14 protein-coding genes are annotated in these 14,233 nt (G+C 42.2%); 4 read left to right on the top strand and 10 right to left on the bottom strand.

Translation table 11 applies throughout. From position 1 onward, the window contains the following. Positions 1–110: 110 nt before the first annotated feature. Positions 111–1,853, top strand: coding sequence for an NFACT RNA binding domain-containing protein (locus tag ABFV83_RS07195; protein WP_349948220.1), 1,743 nt, complete (start codon positions 111–113; stop codon positions 1,851–1,853). A 157-nt stretch (positions 1,854–2,010) separates the two neighbouring features. Here ABFV83_RS07195 and ABFV83_RS07200 read toward each other — a convergent pair whose 3' ends face one another. From ABFV83_RS07200 to ABFV83_RS07225, 6 genes are all read right to left on the bottom strand, one after another. Then, positions 2,011–2,676, bottom strand: coding sequence for an HAD family phosphatase (locus tag ABFV83_RS07200; protein ID WP_349948221.1), 666 nt, complete (start codon positions 2,674–2,676; stop codon positions 2,011–2,013). An 11-nt stretch (positions 2,677–2,687) separates the two neighbouring features. Next, positions 2,688–3,506 carry a BtpA/SgcQ family protein gene (locus ABFV83_RS07205; RefSeq protein ID WP_349948222.1) on the bottom strand — a complete coding sequence of 273 codons (819 nt, stop codon included), beginning with the start codon at positions 3,504–3,506 and terminating at the stop codon, positions 2,688–2,690. A 233-nt stretch (positions 3,507–3,739) separates the two neighbouring features. Then, the gene (locus tag ABFV83_RS07210) at positions 3,740–4,579 is read right to left on the bottom strand and encodes a PTS system mannose/fructose/sorbose family transporter subunit IID (RefSeq protein WP_349948223.1); all 840 of its coding nucleotides are present in this window, start codon (positions 4,577–4,579) and stop codon (positions 3,740–3,742) included. Between the two features lie 2 nt (positions 4,580–4,581). Beyond that, positions 4,582–5,334: a PTS sugar transporter subunit IIC gene (locus tag ABFV83_RS07215; RefSeq protein WP_349948224.1), complete on the bottom strand. Its 753-nt coding sequence runs from the start codon at positions 5,332–5,334 to the stop codon at positions 4,582–4,584. Positions 5,335–5,354: 20 nt separating this feature from the next. Beyond that, positions 5,355–5,822: a PTS sugar transporter subunit IIB gene (locus ABFV83_RS07220; RefSeq protein WP_349948225.1), complete on the bottom strand. Its 468-nt coding sequence runs from the start codon at positions 5,820–5,822 to the stop codon at positions 5,355–5,357. 21 nt (positions 5,823–5,843) lie between these two features. Then, complete coding sequence (locus ABFV83_RS07225; protein WP_349948226.1) at positions 5,844–6,242, bottom strand: PTS sugar transporter subunit IIA; 399 nt, start codon at positions 6,240–6,242, stop codon at positions 5,844–5,846. A gap of 284 nt (positions 6,243–6,526) precedes the next feature. On the opposite strand from ABFV83_RS07225, the gene ABFV83_RS07230 reads away from it, so the two are divergent. Continuing rightward, complete coding sequence (locus ABFV83_RS07230) at positions 6,527–8,983, top strand: sigma 54-interacting transcriptional regulator (protein WP_349948227.1); 2,457 nt, start codon at positions 6,527–6,529, stop codon at positions 8,981–8,983. Positions 8,984–9,171: 188 nt separating this feature from the next. Here ABFV83_RS07230 and ABFV83_RS07235 read toward each other — a convergent pair whose 3' ends face one another. The 3 genes from ABFV83_RS07235 to ABFV83_RS07245 all read right to left on the bottom strand — a co-directional run bounded on the left by ABFV83_RS07235 (position 9,172) and on the right by ABFV83_RS07245 (position 10,516). Beyond that, positions 9,172–9,357: a hypothetical protein gene (locus ABFV83_RS07235; RefSeq protein WP_349948228.1), complete on the bottom strand. Its 186-nt coding sequence runs from the start codon at positions 9,355–9,357 to the stop codon at positions 9,172–9,174. A 447-nt stretch (positions 9,358–9,804) separates the two neighbouring features. After that, entirely contained in the window at positions 9,805–9,951 is a 147-nt protein-coding gene (locus tag ABFV83_RS07240; RefSeq protein ID WP_349948229.1) for an exodeoxyribonuclease V subunit alpha, read from the bottom strand. A 19-nt stretch (positions 9,952–9,970) separates the two neighbouring features. Continuing rightward, positions 9,971–10,516: an accessory gene regulator B family protein gene (locus ABFV83_RS07245; RefSeq protein ID WP_349948230.1), complete on the bottom strand. Its 546-nt coding sequence runs from the start codon at positions 10,514–10,516 to the stop codon at positions 9,971–9,973. 180 nt (positions 10,517–10,696) lie between these two features. Here ABFV83_RS07245 and ABFV83_RS07250 point away from each other — a divergent pair, with 180 nt between their 5' ends. Together ABFV83_RS07250 and ABFV83_RS07255 are read left to right on the top strand one after the other, a co-directional pair. Further along, positions 10,697–12,010 (top strand): GHKL domain-containing protein, encoded by a 1,314-nt coding sequence (locus tag ABFV83_RS07250; RefSeq protein ID WP_349948231.1) that lies wholly within the window; start codon positions 10,697–10,699, stop codon positions 12,008–12,010. Between the two features lie 11 nt (positions 12,011–12,021). Continuing rightward, a complete protein-coding gene (locus tag ABFV83_RS07255) occupies positions 12,022–12,780 on the top strand; it encodes a LytTR family DNA-binding domain-containing protein (protein ID WP_349948232.1) in 759 nt (252 codons plus the stop codon). Positions 12,781–12,833: 53 nt separating this feature from the next. On the opposite strand, the gene ABFV83_RS07260 is transcribed toward ABFV83_RS07255, so the two are convergent. After that, positions 12,834–14,222 carry a sulfatase gene (locus tag ABFV83_RS07260; protein ID WP_349948233.1) on the bottom strand — a complete coding sequence of 463 codons (1,389 nt, stop codon included), beginning with the start codon at positions 14,220–14,222 and terminating at the stop codon, positions 12,834–12,836. Between the last annotated feature and the right edge of the window lie 11 nt (positions 14,223–14,233).

Here is a 14,233-nt window from a genome sequence, read left to right on the forward strand (position 1 = left end):
ATATGATTCTGTGCTATACTATCCTTATTATATAGACCATTTACCGGAGGAAACCCCTTCCAGGGATACCATTATGCCCAAATAACGTGGCAGGAAAGAGGAATCAGACAATGGCATTAGACGGAATTGTTATGGCAAATCTCGCAGCAGAAATGAAAGACCGGTTGGAAGGCGGAAAAATCGCTAAAATTGCCCAGCCGGAAAAAGATGAACTGCTGTTTACTGTTAAAAACCAGAAAAATACATGGAGACTCCTGATATCAGCCAGCGCCAGTCTCCCCCTCATCTATTTTACGGAATCAAACAAGCAAAGCCCCATGACCGCCCCCAATTTTTGTATGCTTTTAAGAAAGCACATAGGGAACGGGCGCATCATCCGGGTAAGCCAGCCGGGGCTGGAACGAATCCTATGCATGGAAGTGGAGCATTTCGATGATTTAGGTGACAAAAGGATCAAAAAACTGATCATTGAAATCATGGGAAAACACAGCAACATCATTTTTTGCAATGAAGAAGACTTGATTTTAGACAGCATAAAGCATATTTCTGCCCAGGTCAGCTCCATACGCGAGGTTTTGCCGGGAAGAACCTATTTCATTCCACAAACCATGGAGAAAAAGGACCCTCTGACCATCACAGAGAAAGAATTTATAGATGTGATCGGCCATACGGCTGCTCCCATACAAAAAGCGCTGTATATGAAACTGACCGGTATAAGTCCTATTATGGGGCATGAGCTATGCAACCTGGCTTCCATTGACGGGGACCGGTCTGCCAATGGGATGACGGAACTGGAGCTGGTTCATTTGTATCACATGTTTTCCTTTGTCATGGAAGATGTAAAGCAAGGGCATTTTACTCCAAATATCATATATAAAAAGGAAGAGCCTGTGGAATTCTCCGCACTCCCCTTAACCTGTTATCAGGGAGATGACTATATTTCCCGATGCTTTGATTCCATCAGTTCTCTTTTGGAAACCTATTATGCTTCAAAAAATACCATTACCAGGATCCGTCAGAAATCCGTGGACTTACGGAAAATTGTGCAGATTGCCTTGGAACGAAACTATAAAAAGTATGACCTGCAGGCCAAGCAGCTAAAGGATACGGACAAGCGGGACAAGTATAAGGTTTATGGCGAACTTATCAATACCTATGGATATGAATTAGCTGGCGGAGAAAAGCAGCTAGTCTGCCTTAATTATTACACCAATGAGGAAATTACCATTCCTCTGGACGATCAGTTGTCTGCAAAAGAGAATGCGCAGAAATATTTTGATAAGTACAACAAATTAAAGCGTACCTTTGAAGCCGTGACAGAACAGATTGCTGAAACCAGACAGGAAATCGACCATCTGGAATCTGTAAGTGCCTCTTTGGACATCGCCTTAATGGAAGAGGATCTTGTTCAGATCAAGGAAGAGTTGATGGAATACGGTTACATTAAGCATCGACGGTCCGGTGATAAGAAGCCCAAGATCACAAGCAAGCCCTTCCACTACCTTTCTTCTGACGGATTCCATATTTATGTAGGGAAAAATAATTATCAGAATGAAGAACTGACCTTTAAAGTGGCCGGCAACAGTGACTGGTGGTTCCATGCAAAAGGAATCCCTGGGTCCCATGTAATCGTAAAGTCCGAAGGAAAGGAACTTCCCGACCGGGTATTTGAAGAAGCCGGGGCTTTAGCTGCCTACTATTCCAAGGGCCGTGAAAACGATAAGGTGGAAGTGGATTATGTACAGAAAAAGCAGATAAAGAAGGTGGCCGGAGCGGCACCTGGCTTTGTCATCTACCATACCAATTATTCTATGGTTGCTGAGCCGAGGATTCTTTTGGAAGAGTGTAAGTAGATTTAAAAATATGATTTTTATTATGACATCGTAAAAATGGATTATTATTTGCATCATCAAGTTTATTCAAACACAGAACTGCGGCTTTGATTGTTATCTCAAAGCCGCAGTTCTACGTTTGCCGATCAGGAAGATGGAATTGCACCTGATACAAACCTTATTTAAACCGCCAAATACTCTCCCTCAGTTTTCTTACATCCAAGTCCCGGTAATGTTCCACCGTTTCATGGGCACCGGAGATGTCCTGTTTTATCTCCGCTCCCCTGTAGGCAATCACATAACAGCCTGCATCAAGTCCCGCGCGGATCCCATTAAGGGAATCTTCTACCACCACCGCTTCTTCTGCATGTATCCCCAGCCGCCTGACTGCCTCCAGGTACAGGTCGGGAAAGGGCTTAGACCGGCTGGCTGCCTCCTTGCCAATATAAAAATTAAAATACTCCCTGATTTTCAACTGATTCAGCACATATTCCACATAGTCCTGACCGGAGGAAGAAACTACTGCCAGAAGAATCCCCTCTTTTTTAAGACTTTCCAAAAAGCCTTCAAGCCCGTCCATAGGCGTTAATTTCCCCTTATAAAACCGCTCGTTAAACAGCGTCCTTTGAACGCGGATCAGTCCTTCCGTATCATAATTCTCCAGGCCGAAGTCCTGTTTCAGCCGTTCAGTGATGACGTGGATATCTGCCCCAATCAGATATGCCAGTTCCTCCACTGAAGCCTCCTTGCCCAGCGTTCCCAGTATTTGGGAAACACAGGAAAGGTAGATGCTCTCGCTGTCCAGCAGTACGCCGTCACAGTCAAATAAAACTGCTTTTAACATAGGTCCCTCTTTTACAGGCTGCTTCTAAAATCATTCAGCTTTTCCATAAACCGCTTTACCCGATCCTTATCCACAGGATTTTCAAATATTCCGTCCTTTTTCAGGCTGGTGGCAATAAATGCCGCATCACAAATTGAGAATATATCATCAACTGTCTCATACTTCACGCCCGTGGACGCCACCAGAACCATATCCGGCATAGCCTTTCTCAGTTGATGCAGCAAAGACATATCTGCAGACTGTCCTGCAGTTGCTCCCGGTACAGCAAATCCATCTGGCATGTTCATAAACTTGGACGCCACCGCAGAGGCCAAAGGATCGCGCCCGCCGATATCAGCGCTTGACTCAGGTACCACATAGTGGATCATCTTCACATCATCCGCATGAAGATTGTGACGCAGACGCACATAATCCCCGATGGCAGTATCATACAGCCCCAGATTTCCGGAGTAAACCCCGGAAAATGTTCCTCTGGTGAATTTTGCTCCAACGCTGGCGCACAGCGCCACACTGTCACTGGGGCTGCTGATAACATTTGCGCCGTAAGGCACTTCGATATACGGTTTCAGACGGCCAATCATATAGGCCATTGCTGCCATGATTTCTCTGGGAGGATTCTTCTGGTAGGGAAAGCTGAATTCATTGGAGAAATGCAGTGCATCGATCCCTCCTTCCTGAAGAGACTGAACATCTGCCAAAGCTGCTTCATATATCCGTTCCAGTCCGCCCTCTGCATCATACAGTGGATCACCTGGAAGCGCCAGCAGGTGAACCAGACCGAAAGCCGCTTTTTCTGTTCCAATTACATCTGAAAGCCAGGTTTTTTTCATAATAACTCACATTCCTTTCGCTCAGTTCAGGCACAAATCATTGCAAAAGTACTTGAACTTCATTTTATTTTTCTGTCATATTTACCCCTGGAAATATAATAAGTGTTGTTACAGGCTTTAGTTTTAAATATTTTGTCTGCTGCGGCATGAATGTTCACAAGAAATCCGTTATTGCCGTCTCAGACTATAAGGGCATTACGATTAAATTAACGTTTCGACCTGATCTCATGGTTTTATAAAATCCCAAATAATGCCGCAATAATCGCAACTGCAAACAAAATGATCATGATTTTGAACACGCTGACTCTCTTCTTCATTAACCCAAAGCACAGCATAACAAAAATCACGCTTAACATACCTGGAAGGATGGAATCCAGCAGATCCTGAATGACGACGGAGGTCTTACCAATGTTGATAGCAAGAGGTGTCACAATGGAAACATTATTCACCATCATGGCTCCTGCAATAATTAGTCCCAGGATAGAAAGACTGTTAGTGATCTTTTTCATAATTGCGACATCCGTGATCTTGCCCAGCACATTTTGTCCCAGACGGTAGCCGGAGAAGAACGTAAAATAACCCATTCCTCCTATGTAAATGCCCATAAGGATTGCATAAATAAACGGCGCCGCAATGCTTCCCTTTAAAGTCATATCCACAAAAATTGCCAGCAGAACGGTTTTGAACAGTCCCTGGGTAATGGTATCTCCAATACCTGCCAGAGGTCCCATCAGACCAATTTTGACACTGTTGATCATCTCTTCGCTGATGGTTCCTTCGTTGGCCCTCTCCTCTTCCATGGAGCACACAATTCCCGGAATAAACGCCCCCCAATTGTTTTCGGTGTTGAAAAATACCATGTGGCGCTTCAATGCAGACGCCCGCTCCTCCTTTGTCTTATAAAGGCGGTTGATCACAGGCGTCATGGCATGGCAGAAGCCTAAGGACATCAAACGTTCATAGCTTAAGCAGGATTCGGAGGTGGTCTCCCATATCAAAAAGCAGCGGAGCAAATCCGATTTTCTTAGCTTCTTTTCATTGTTTTCATTTGCTGCAGCAATGTTTTCATCCATCTTTAATTTCCTCCTTCTGTCAGTTTGTCCAGATTCAGGGTCCAGTAAAGAACTGCACAGGCCCCGCCTAACAGGGCACAGGCGATGATGTCCATATGAAGGTATGCCACACAAAGAAACCCTACCACGATAAATGGAGCAAACCTGGGATTGAATACAGTTTTAAGCATCATCGCGATTCCCAGAGCCGGAAGAATCATGCCGACAGTGGTCAGTGCCTTAGACACAAATGCCGGAATATGATTCATAAACGCCTCCAGATAAGAGGAGCCAAAGTATACGGCCAAAAAAGCCGGAATTCCCCACAGCACCCCGCACAAAAGGTTGGGAAGCAGCCAGTTGTAAATCCATATCCTGTTGGTTTTTCCCTCTTCCACATATTTATCAGCCATATGTACAAATGCCACGCAAACCGTCATGAAAATATTGCTGGCAATCAGGCCCAGGGTCCCCAGAGCAACTGCCAGCGTGATTCCAATCTCCGGTGTCTGGTGCGATGCAATGGTAACTGCAGTTGCGATAATGCCGGCATAGGATTTATCATAAGATGAAATGCCTCCCACTGTCACCTGTCCCATGTACAGCAGCTGGATGGTAGCTCCGATCATTGCGCCGGAACGCCAGTCCCCCATCAGAATTCCAGTAATGGTTCCGCTTACAAGCGGCGCACCTCTGACGATCCATACCAGATATTCCGATACCACCATACCGTTAAACCATGCCCAGAAAGCTACTAAAATCGATTGAATTAACATGTTGTTTCCCCCTTTACCGATTATCCTTCAAATAGTGTCTGCTTTTCGTTGGGTGTTACCTGGAAATACACCTTTACTCCGGATTCCTTCATATCTTTTAAAGTTTTCCGTTCCTCCTCACTGGCAGAAATATTCTTAAACAGCTTTTTGCGTTCTGCATTTGCCCCCATTCCGCCCACATTCAGTTCCCTGAGTCTGATATCTGTGTCAAACAACAGCCTGGCGACCTTGGGATATTTCACCAGGATCAACGTATTTTTGTCCGCAGCATCGAATTCCTCCGCCATCTCCCTTGCCTTGTCAGTACCGGTAATCACAAGCTCTGTATCCGGCGGAGATACCATTTTCATTACATTCGTGATAAATGCGTCCTTAGCCACATCATCATCTACAATCCATATCCGTTTGATGGACAGGCTTTTCGCCCATGCCGCAACAATCTGACCATGGATCAGACGGTCATCGATTCGAATCATCCTGACGCTCATTTTCTGCTCCCTTCCCTTCTCTCATATCCGTTCCTTCAAGTCCACGATTCCCTCAGTACCCGCTGTCACCGCGATCTTTTTCAGTTCTTTTACCGGCATATTTCCCACAAAATTAAATACCTGAATGGCCATGGCCAGATTCATGCCTGTCACTATCTCCACCCGGTCCTTGTCCTCCAGTGATGCGAACACACGAGAGGCCGTGATAAACGGCGTTCCTCCAAAAATGTCAGTCAGTATCAGAAGCCCATCTTCCGCTTCCTCTATCTTGCGGCGGATATCCTGCTCATACCGGTTTAAATCTGTTCCCAACGGAAGCGTCAAATACTCTACCCCTGACATCTCTCCCAGCACCATGTTGGATGTGGCCCATATTTCCCTGGCTAAATCCCCATGACTTAATAAAAGTACTTTACTCATATAACCTCCTTGCATGATTTTTCTTGCTCTCATCATACTGTAATCGAGTTTGTTTTGTAAAATTTCATTATAAATCGACACATTTCTCATTTGTGTTTATGCATTTTACATAATTTTTATTTTTTATAAGAGAAGCAAACATTTTTTGTGTAATGTGTGTCAAAACACAGCAATAACTTTTACACACATTTGCATATTTTCTTGTATTCCAATATGATCTGTGTTAAAATTTCACCAAGATATTACACGCATTTTTCAAAAAAATACAAAGGAGAGCCGCTGCAATGGCACATAACACAACTATACTGAATTCCGTACGGGAACAGACCCTGCAAATTCTTGAAAGTGGAGATATTGACGGCCGGGGCGTTGATGCCTATACCCTTGCCATTGACCTGAAAATGGACAGGGCCAACGTATCCAGAGCCTTAAATGATCTCTGGAGGGATGGCCTCTTAATTAAATTTCAGGGAAAACCCACTTTGTTTTTGGACAGAACACTGGTTTCAGAATACCATCCCGGCTTTTTCATCCCTCAGACCGTGGCAAAAGGTGAAGTTCTTTCCAATCTGATCAAAGCTTCGGATAACAGGAAACAACCAGACAGAGCCATCTTTCTGGAAGAGCTGATCGGAGCGGACACCAGTCTTAGAGAAATCATTACCCTTGCCAAGGCCTCCGTAACCTATCCGCCTTATGGGCTGCACACCCTACTCTGTGGTTCCACCGGCGTGGGCAAAAGCAAATTCGCTCACTGTATGTATCTATACAAAAAAACGCTGGTCTCATCTGACAGTGCCATTCCCTTTATTCCTGTGACCTGCCATAGCTTTTCTGACAATCCCAAGCTGTTTTCCCAACAGCTTCTGGGGCTGGCCAGAGATGTAGTCTCTAACAAATCGCGGCGGGGCTTCCTGGACGCAGCCAAAGGCGGAATTCTTTTCTTTGATGGAATCGAGTACCTATCCCCTGCTTCTATGGAGCTTATTGCCTCAGTAATTACCAAAAACTATTATAACCGCATCGGCGATACCTCCCTGCGTGACATCCAGTGTATGATAATCGCCTCCACTACCTGCAAAAGCAGCAATGATTCCATTCGCATACTGGCGGAAAGGTTTCCTTCTGCCATTTCCATCCCTGATCTGGAGGAACGGGGCATCCACGAAAAAATAGAGCTGATCATCCAGCTCTTTTCTGAGGAAGCACGCACCATCCATCTTCCTTTAAAAATTTCCAAAGACGCAATTTCCTGTCTGGCGGTCATGAACTATACCAGAAATATCATTCAACTGAGTAATGAGATCAAGGCCGCCTGCTCCCGCGCCTATCTGGACAGCCTCTCTAACCATTGCAGAACTGTTTACGTCCATCTCCACGATCTGTCTCACGACCTTCTTTCTTTTACAGATAGCACCATAAACAAGCAGGATCTTGTCCGCCATATCCTGGAGGAAATACCTGACCAGTACATTGAGCTGGACCATAACGGAGGTTCCAAATATTTAAATTCCTTTAAATCCGCTTCCTCCATATCCGAGACCGGCCGCCAACAGCTGTTGGAAAACCGTCTGAGCATGGACATCGAATCCATTGACAACATTTATCAGACCGTGGTAAACAACATCGCCCGGCTGTCCAACTGCAGGGATACAGAGCTTCAAGCCATTAAGCGGAATATCTATCCTATTGTCTTCCAGATTGTTATCGCTCAACTGCAAAAGAGAGGCAAGTTTGAGGAAAGCAAAAAGCATATCCATCTTTTATATGGGATTCTTTTGCATATCACCAATTTTTTGAAAAGGGCAGACATCCATTTGCTGCCAGATCCCAACGAGGCTCCCGCCGCTTCCCTGAACAGTTTCCCGGAAGAACATCAGATGGCTTTGGATATCATGGAAAATCTGTCTCAGATTTACTCCTGTTATTTCTCCAACCGTGAAATTGATTACCTGGCCTCCTATTTTGCCATTTTTTCTAACTGGATAACAACCGTAAATCTGGGACTTTTAGTAATCTGCCATGGCGAAACGATTGCCTCGGACATGGTGAGTTATGCCCTGAAAACCATTTATGATGACTATATTATCGATTATATCAACTTCTCATCCACCATGAGCTTAAAGGAGTGCCTGGATCTGGCAGTGGAAAAAGCAACGCAGTTAAACCGCGGCTCCGGCATCCTGATTTTCACCGATATGGAGCCGTTGACCACAATCAATGAATACATTACCAGGCAGACTGGTATTGACACCAACATCCTCTACCCCGTCACCCTGCCTTTGCTTCTGGAAACTATTCGTCAGATTCTGTCCAACCGGTCAGATTTCTCCCTCCTGACTCCTGCCAGCCAGACTCACAGTACCCGTGCCGCCAGCTTAAGTTCCCAGGAAGCCTTTATTCAGAATTTGGTAGACAAGGTAATTTCCAAAACTACAGTATTTTTAGACACCACCAAGGCTGTTAATGTGCTTGAAAAATGCTTGAAAGCCACATTGATGGATTTTAAAATCCCTTATTCCAATGAAATTGCTGCCAAATATCTGTGCCATTGCTGTAATATGCTGGAGCGGGCCATTCGGGGAGAGACCTGGAGCTATTCCCGCCTCAACGGCTTTACCAACGAAAACCATGAGCTTATGTACACTGTAGAACATAAATTAGAATATGCAGAAAATATTTTCGGGATTAAGATTCCGGCCAGTGAAATCGCATATATAACGGAGATATTCATGGAGTAATCCGGCTGCAGATCTTTTTCACAATACTTGCTCAACTGGTTCACGATCCATTAAAAAAAGCGCCGGAGGAAGTCCGACGCTAATAGAACGTGCCTGATTGATTGTCTATAATTCATGGAAAAATAGGCAGCAATGTTATTTGGTGTACTGCCTGCTTTTGCTAACACTCCTTCAGTTACCTGCTCTGGTTAAAGTTCAATACTCTCAATCTCTACCATAGCTTTCCTTTCAGGTATGATTGTTATCACATCTATATAATATTCATCTGGAATGATCTTTCTCTTTCTGTGCTTTGACATGATATTCTTTTGCACAGAAGCATCTGCTAAATTCTTTTCCATTCTTAGAATTCTACGAAATAAGTTTTCTCTCATCTGCTTTTCTCCTATCTTGGTCATCCCTTTGTACAGGAAAGGTCCGGTAAACTTCATGCAAGTAAATCAAGTCTAAAACAGTTTTTATCCAATTCATATAATGACTAACTGCCCTTTGAAATCAATTCAAAGGGCAGCAATTATTTAACCTTATTCTACTGAGCATCCATAAAACTTCTGAATGTATACAAATTCCATATATTTATACTTAAATTGTTTATTGGAATCTTAATTGATCCAGACAAAAGTTTCCCCCTTGTTACTACAGTAGTCATACAATATACATTCCAACTAGTTGGAAGCGAAAATCTTACAATAATTTATATGTATTATTTTCATTGGTATAACAGCGCTTTTTCTCTATAATGAACATATTATCATTATATAACTCATACCGGACCATCTGCACTTAAATTTAAAGGCAGAATTTCTTTCCTTGTTAATTTCCTATTTAGTATTCTCATTGCGCATTTTTAACACTGCTTCCGGAATTTTTCTTTCATAGATTCCAGCCGGAATACTCTTTCCCACCGAATTGAGAGATACCTTCACTAACATTTTCTGTAATCCTTCTACTGCCATTTTTTTCATCATCTGTTTTCTCCTTTAACAATTATTTATTTTTAGGAAGTAATGTTAATACTTCCAATGTAACCGGAATTATAAGTAAATCTCTTAGCGGCGGATTTAAAAATGCAATCGCCATAATGAAAGTCAAAACAACAATGGAATATAATTTCTTTTTTAATTTATCTTGTGAACTAAAGTGCTCAATATTTATTGTTCGTGGAGCACAGCACAGAATAACTAAAGCTGAAACAGTATAAATATACGGCAAAAAAGAGGTTTTTATATCAAAAAAGATATCACCTAAAATCGATATTGCCCAGACTAACAACATGCTAAATCCACAACCCAAACCTGTTTTAGCATGAATGCCGCCAGCTTGTAATCTTAAACCACAAAATGTAGACAATACCACAAGGGTCTCAACCCCTTTTCCTAAGACAATTCCAATAAGCAAAATAACTATTAGTTTAATGATATTGTCTAGCAACAATTCCATTCCATATTGAATCACTTTATTTTCTTCCTGACTTTTGGGACTCATTTTGTTCAACCAGTCGCAAAAACCAACAGCAATTCTCGAAATATTCATTTTATCACCACCGTTTGACCATATATTACCATATCCTTATGCCAATAAAATATTTTTGCAATTTCCGTAGTATTTTTCTTCCTAAGCGTAAAATGCGCTTGCTTTTCATACAATTTCCTTTACTTTCCATTTACAACAATGTAAAATATATACATACATCTACTGGCAAGGAGATACATTATGACTTATTTTATTTACACATTTACAGGAGCCTTATGTAATTACTTTTTTTGTGTACATTTGCTTCCTAATAAGTTGACATTTATAAAACGATTTATTATATTTTTATATGCCTTTAGTACTTTCTACTTTTTTAATCGAATTTATGGACAGGCCAGTACGTTTATAACTTTTTTGGGAATCACATTTTTAATCTATTTTTTTACTAATAGTCCTTATTTAAGTCTATCGTGTTATTTATTTGGATATCTTTATACCATTACATTTAACTACTTGTTTATGTGGATAGCTGGCTTCATTTTCAAAATGGATATGGAAGCCTTAATAACCCACCATTTACTGCTTATTGCTTTTTCTTGTGTTTATTGCATATTCTGTGGAACCACAACAAAACTAATTGGCTATTATTTTCATAAAAAATTAAATATCACTAAATATTTAATTAATGATCATCTGCTGAAAGCTATTTTTATTGATCTTTTTCTATTGGTGTTTTTTTATATTTTTAACTTTTCCTATGGAGAACGCCTTGGTTATAATTACGGTGTCATTGCATTAAATGGAATTATTTTCCTATTATTGTTTGCAATAACGGTTTTTCTCATGTACTCTGTTTATAAAGTCACCATGGGAGAACAGGCTTATAAGCACCGCATGGCACAGTTTGAAAATCTTCGTGTCTACACGGAGCGCTTAGAAAATTCTTACGGCATTATGCGTAAATTTAAGCACGACTACATGAACATACTTGTTACTATGTCAGGATTTTTGAAAGAGGATGATATAGATGGACTAAAAGAATACTACGGAGAAAGAATCCTTCCTATCAGCCGTGCATTTACAGAATCGGACACCAAACTGGGAGCTCTTTCAAATATTAAAAATACTGCTATAAAAAGCCTGCTCTCATCCAAATTCGTCTATATGATAGAAATAGGTATCAAGACGGAAATAGAACTGACTGAGCCCATTAATAATCTGAACATGGATTGTCTGGACCTCTCCCGAATCCTAGGCATATTTTTAGACAATGCTATGGAAGCCGCTATAGAAACAGAAGAAAAACAAGTACGTTTCTGTATATTTTATAAAGAAGAGAACCTTCATCTCATCATTCAAAACACCGCACTTCCTCCGACCTATGCCATATCAGAGCTTTGCAGCCATGAAATTTCAACAAAAGGCGAAAATAGAGGAATCGGTCTTTTTAACGTAGATATGATTTTAAAAAGCTATGAAAATACTATTTGGAATACCACATATGAAGAACCATATTTCACACAGGAACTCATCCTAATACATAATGGTTCATAAGGAGTACAAGAATGATCCACATTTACCTCTGTGAAGATAATAAAAAACAGTTAAATCGTTGGGAAAACATCATTGAAAAATATCTAATAATGAATCCAACAGAATCCAAACTTTTCTGCTCGGCTTCAAAACCGGAAGATTTGCTTTCCATACGGAAACGCTCCAGTACTACCGGACTTTATTTTCTGGACATTGACTTGCAGGCAAATAAAAATGGAATTGAGCTGGCCCAGGAAATACGCAAATATGATCCCCGCGGTTATATTGTTTTTGTAACTACTCATAGTGAGATGGCTGTTCTCACCTTCCGCTATAAGGTAGAAGCAATGGACTTTATTGCAAAAGATGATACGGACACCCTGCCAGAACAAATCTGCGCCTGTATTCAAAACGCAGAAAGGAACTATAAGGCGCAACTGGACTCCTCCAACCGCCTCTTGTCAATAAAGGTTGATAAGGATTCTCTGGTTCTGGATCAAAATGACATTGTAGCTATTACGACTGGCGATGATTCCCACAAGCTCACCTTACATACCAAAACCGGAATCCGACAGATTTCAGGCTCGTTAAAAGAATTCCATGCGACCTTGAATTCCGGTTTCTGTCAATGTAACCGTTCCACCATTGTAAATCTGAAACATGTATTAAAATATTCGAGGGAAAACTCCATGCTTTTCATGGATAACAGGGAAACCTACTCCGTATCCATACGTATGATGGGAAAAGTTCAAAAAGCGTTAAACAGCTTTCATCTATCCATAATGAAATAGGAGGCAGCCGAATAAATCGGCTGCCTCTTATTTCATTGATCTTATAACTTATCCTACCGCTCCCACAAAAACGGATCTTCCGTCTGTCGCAGGTAATTTTTAAGCTTTTCCCGGTATGACAAAACTTCCGCTCTTTGGCAGTCTGATTCCAATAGCTCCGGATTTTTCTGATAAGGATCTTCCTTATTATCATAAAGATATTCCTTTTGCTCCTCTCCAGGAGCATATCCGTTAAAAATGACATAGGTATAACGCTTATCTTTAATGCCTCTCCAGCCATAAGCCTTATGGGTGAGGCCTTTGTCGGAAAATGACTTTACCAGCTCCGCTCCGCCAGGATAAGAACAGATCAGCATATCCTGGGGCTCGCTCTCGTCTTCTCCGAACATTCCTTTTACATGACTGTAGCCCTGGCAGGTCTCCGGTATGGGGAGCTCCAAAAGTTCCAGAATGGTAGGCATATGGTCCGGACTTGCAAAGATACCATCATTGTCCACGGCCTTAACTCTCCCCTTCTGCCGGATCATAAGGGGAATGTGGATGGATTCCTCGTACCAGATGTTTTTACTCATGAGCCCATGGGAACCAAGCATTTCCCCATGGTCCGCAGACAGGATGACAATGGTATTTTCCTCCATATTATGATCCTTTAAATATTGAAGAATTCTTCCAAACTGTTCGTCAATCCCATAGACTGCGGCATAGTATTGCCTTGTCTGAGTTTCCAGAAGTCCGCCTTTTCCCCCCATCTCCTCCGGCACGTTTTCCCGGTAATGGATTTCCAAATCCTTAAACTTCTCATAATACCGGTCCGGCACCAGTTCATAGGGAAGATGGGGAGGATTATAGGATAAGAACAGCGCAAAAGGCTCATCCTCCTCTTTCCTGGCTTCCATGTATTCGATGGCCTTATCTGTTTCAAATTCCGCAGACCATTTACCCGGTTTTATTTGCTTTTCATCATCCTGCCAATAATGGGGATCCAAATGGTCATCCCAGGCTCCGTAGGACAGCCAGTAGTCAAATCCATGCCTTCTCTCCCCTGGCGGCGTATAGGCATCCCAGTCTCTTGCGCCTGATTTTGGATCAGGGGTAAAGTTAAGTTCCGAAGCATCTAAATGCCATTTTCCAATATAGCCCGTCCTATATCCTTCTGTCTTCAGCACATCTCCGATACATATCTCCTGGGGTCTTAGCATGACCTTTTCTTCCAGACCTATCTTGCAATTGGTCCACATCCCTGCGCAAAAGGGGTATTTCCCTGTCATCAGGGAAGCTCTGTGAGGAGAACATAAGGGATACGTACTGTAAGCATTGGTAAACCTCATGCTCTCCTGGGCAAAGGAGTCAATGTTTGGAGTCACTACCTGGTCCATGTTCATAAATCCCATGGCATGAGCCCGCCACTGGTCGGCAAAGACATACAGCAGATTTGTTTTCATTTTTTTCTCCT

The organism is Lacrimispora sp. BS-2, assembly GCF_040207125.1.
In the GTDB taxonomy this organism is placed as follows: Bacteria; Bacillota; Clostridia; order Lachnospirales; family Lachnospiraceae; genus Lacrimispora.

Bases quoted from the DNA above. Each gene is read 5' to 3' on its own strand.
- ABFV83_RS07195 (WP_349948220.1), top strand. From the start codon at position 111: ATGGCATTAGACGGAATTGTTATGGCAAATCTCGCAGCAGAAATGAAA.
- ABFV83_RS07200 (WP_349948221.1), bottom strand. From the start codon at position 2,676: ATGTTAAAAGCAGTTTTATTTGACTGTGACGGCGTACTGCTGGACAGC.
- ABFV83_RS07205 (WP_349948222.1), bottom strand. From the start codon at position 3,506: ATGAAAAAAACCTGGCTTTCAGATGTAATTGGAACAGAAAAAGCGGCT.
- ABFV83_RS07210 (WP_349948223.1), bottom strand. From the start codon at position 4,579: ATGGATGAAAACATTGCTGCAGCAAATGAAAACAATGAAAAGAAGCTA.
- ABFV83_RS07215 (WP_349948224.1), bottom strand. From the start codon at position 5,334: ATGTTAATTCAATCGATTTTAGTAGCTTTCTGGGCATGGTTTAACGGT.
- ABFV83_RS07220 (WP_349948225.1), bottom strand. From the start codon at position 5,822: ATGAGCGTCAGGATGATTCGAATCGATGACCGTCTGATCCATGGTCAG.
- ABFV83_RS07225 (WP_349948226.1), bottom strand. From the start codon at position 6,242: ATGAGTAAAGTACTTTTATTAAGTCATGGGGATTTAGCCAGGGAAATA.
- ABFV83_RS07230 (WP_349948227.1), top strand. From the start codon at position 6,527: ATGGCACATAACACAACTATACTGAATTCCGTACGGGAACAGACCCTG.
- ABFV83_RS07235 (WP_349948228.1), bottom strand. From the start codon at position 9,357: ATGAGAGAAAACTTATTTCGTAGAATTCTAAGAATGGAAAAGAATTTA.
- ABFV83_RS07240 (WP_349948229.1), bottom strand. From the start codon at position 9,951: ATGATGAAAAAAATGGCAGTAGAAGGATTACAGAAAATGTTAGTGAAG.
- ABFV83_RS07245 (WP_349948230.1), bottom strand. From the start codon at position 10,516: ATGAATATTTCGAGAATTGCTGTTGGTTTTTGCGACTGGTTGAACAAA.
- ABFV83_RS07250 (WP_349948231.1), top strand. From the start codon at position 10,697: ATGACTTATTTTATTTACACATTTACAGGAGCCTTATGTAATTACTTT.
- ABFV83_RS07255 (WP_349948232.1), top strand. From the start codon at position 12,022: ATGATCCACATTTACCTCTGTGAAGATAATAAAAAACAGTTAAATCGT.
- ABFV83_RS07260 (WP_349948233.1), bottom strand. From the start codon at position 14,222: ATGAAAACAAATCTGCTGTATGTCTTTGCCGACCAGTGGCGGGCTCAT.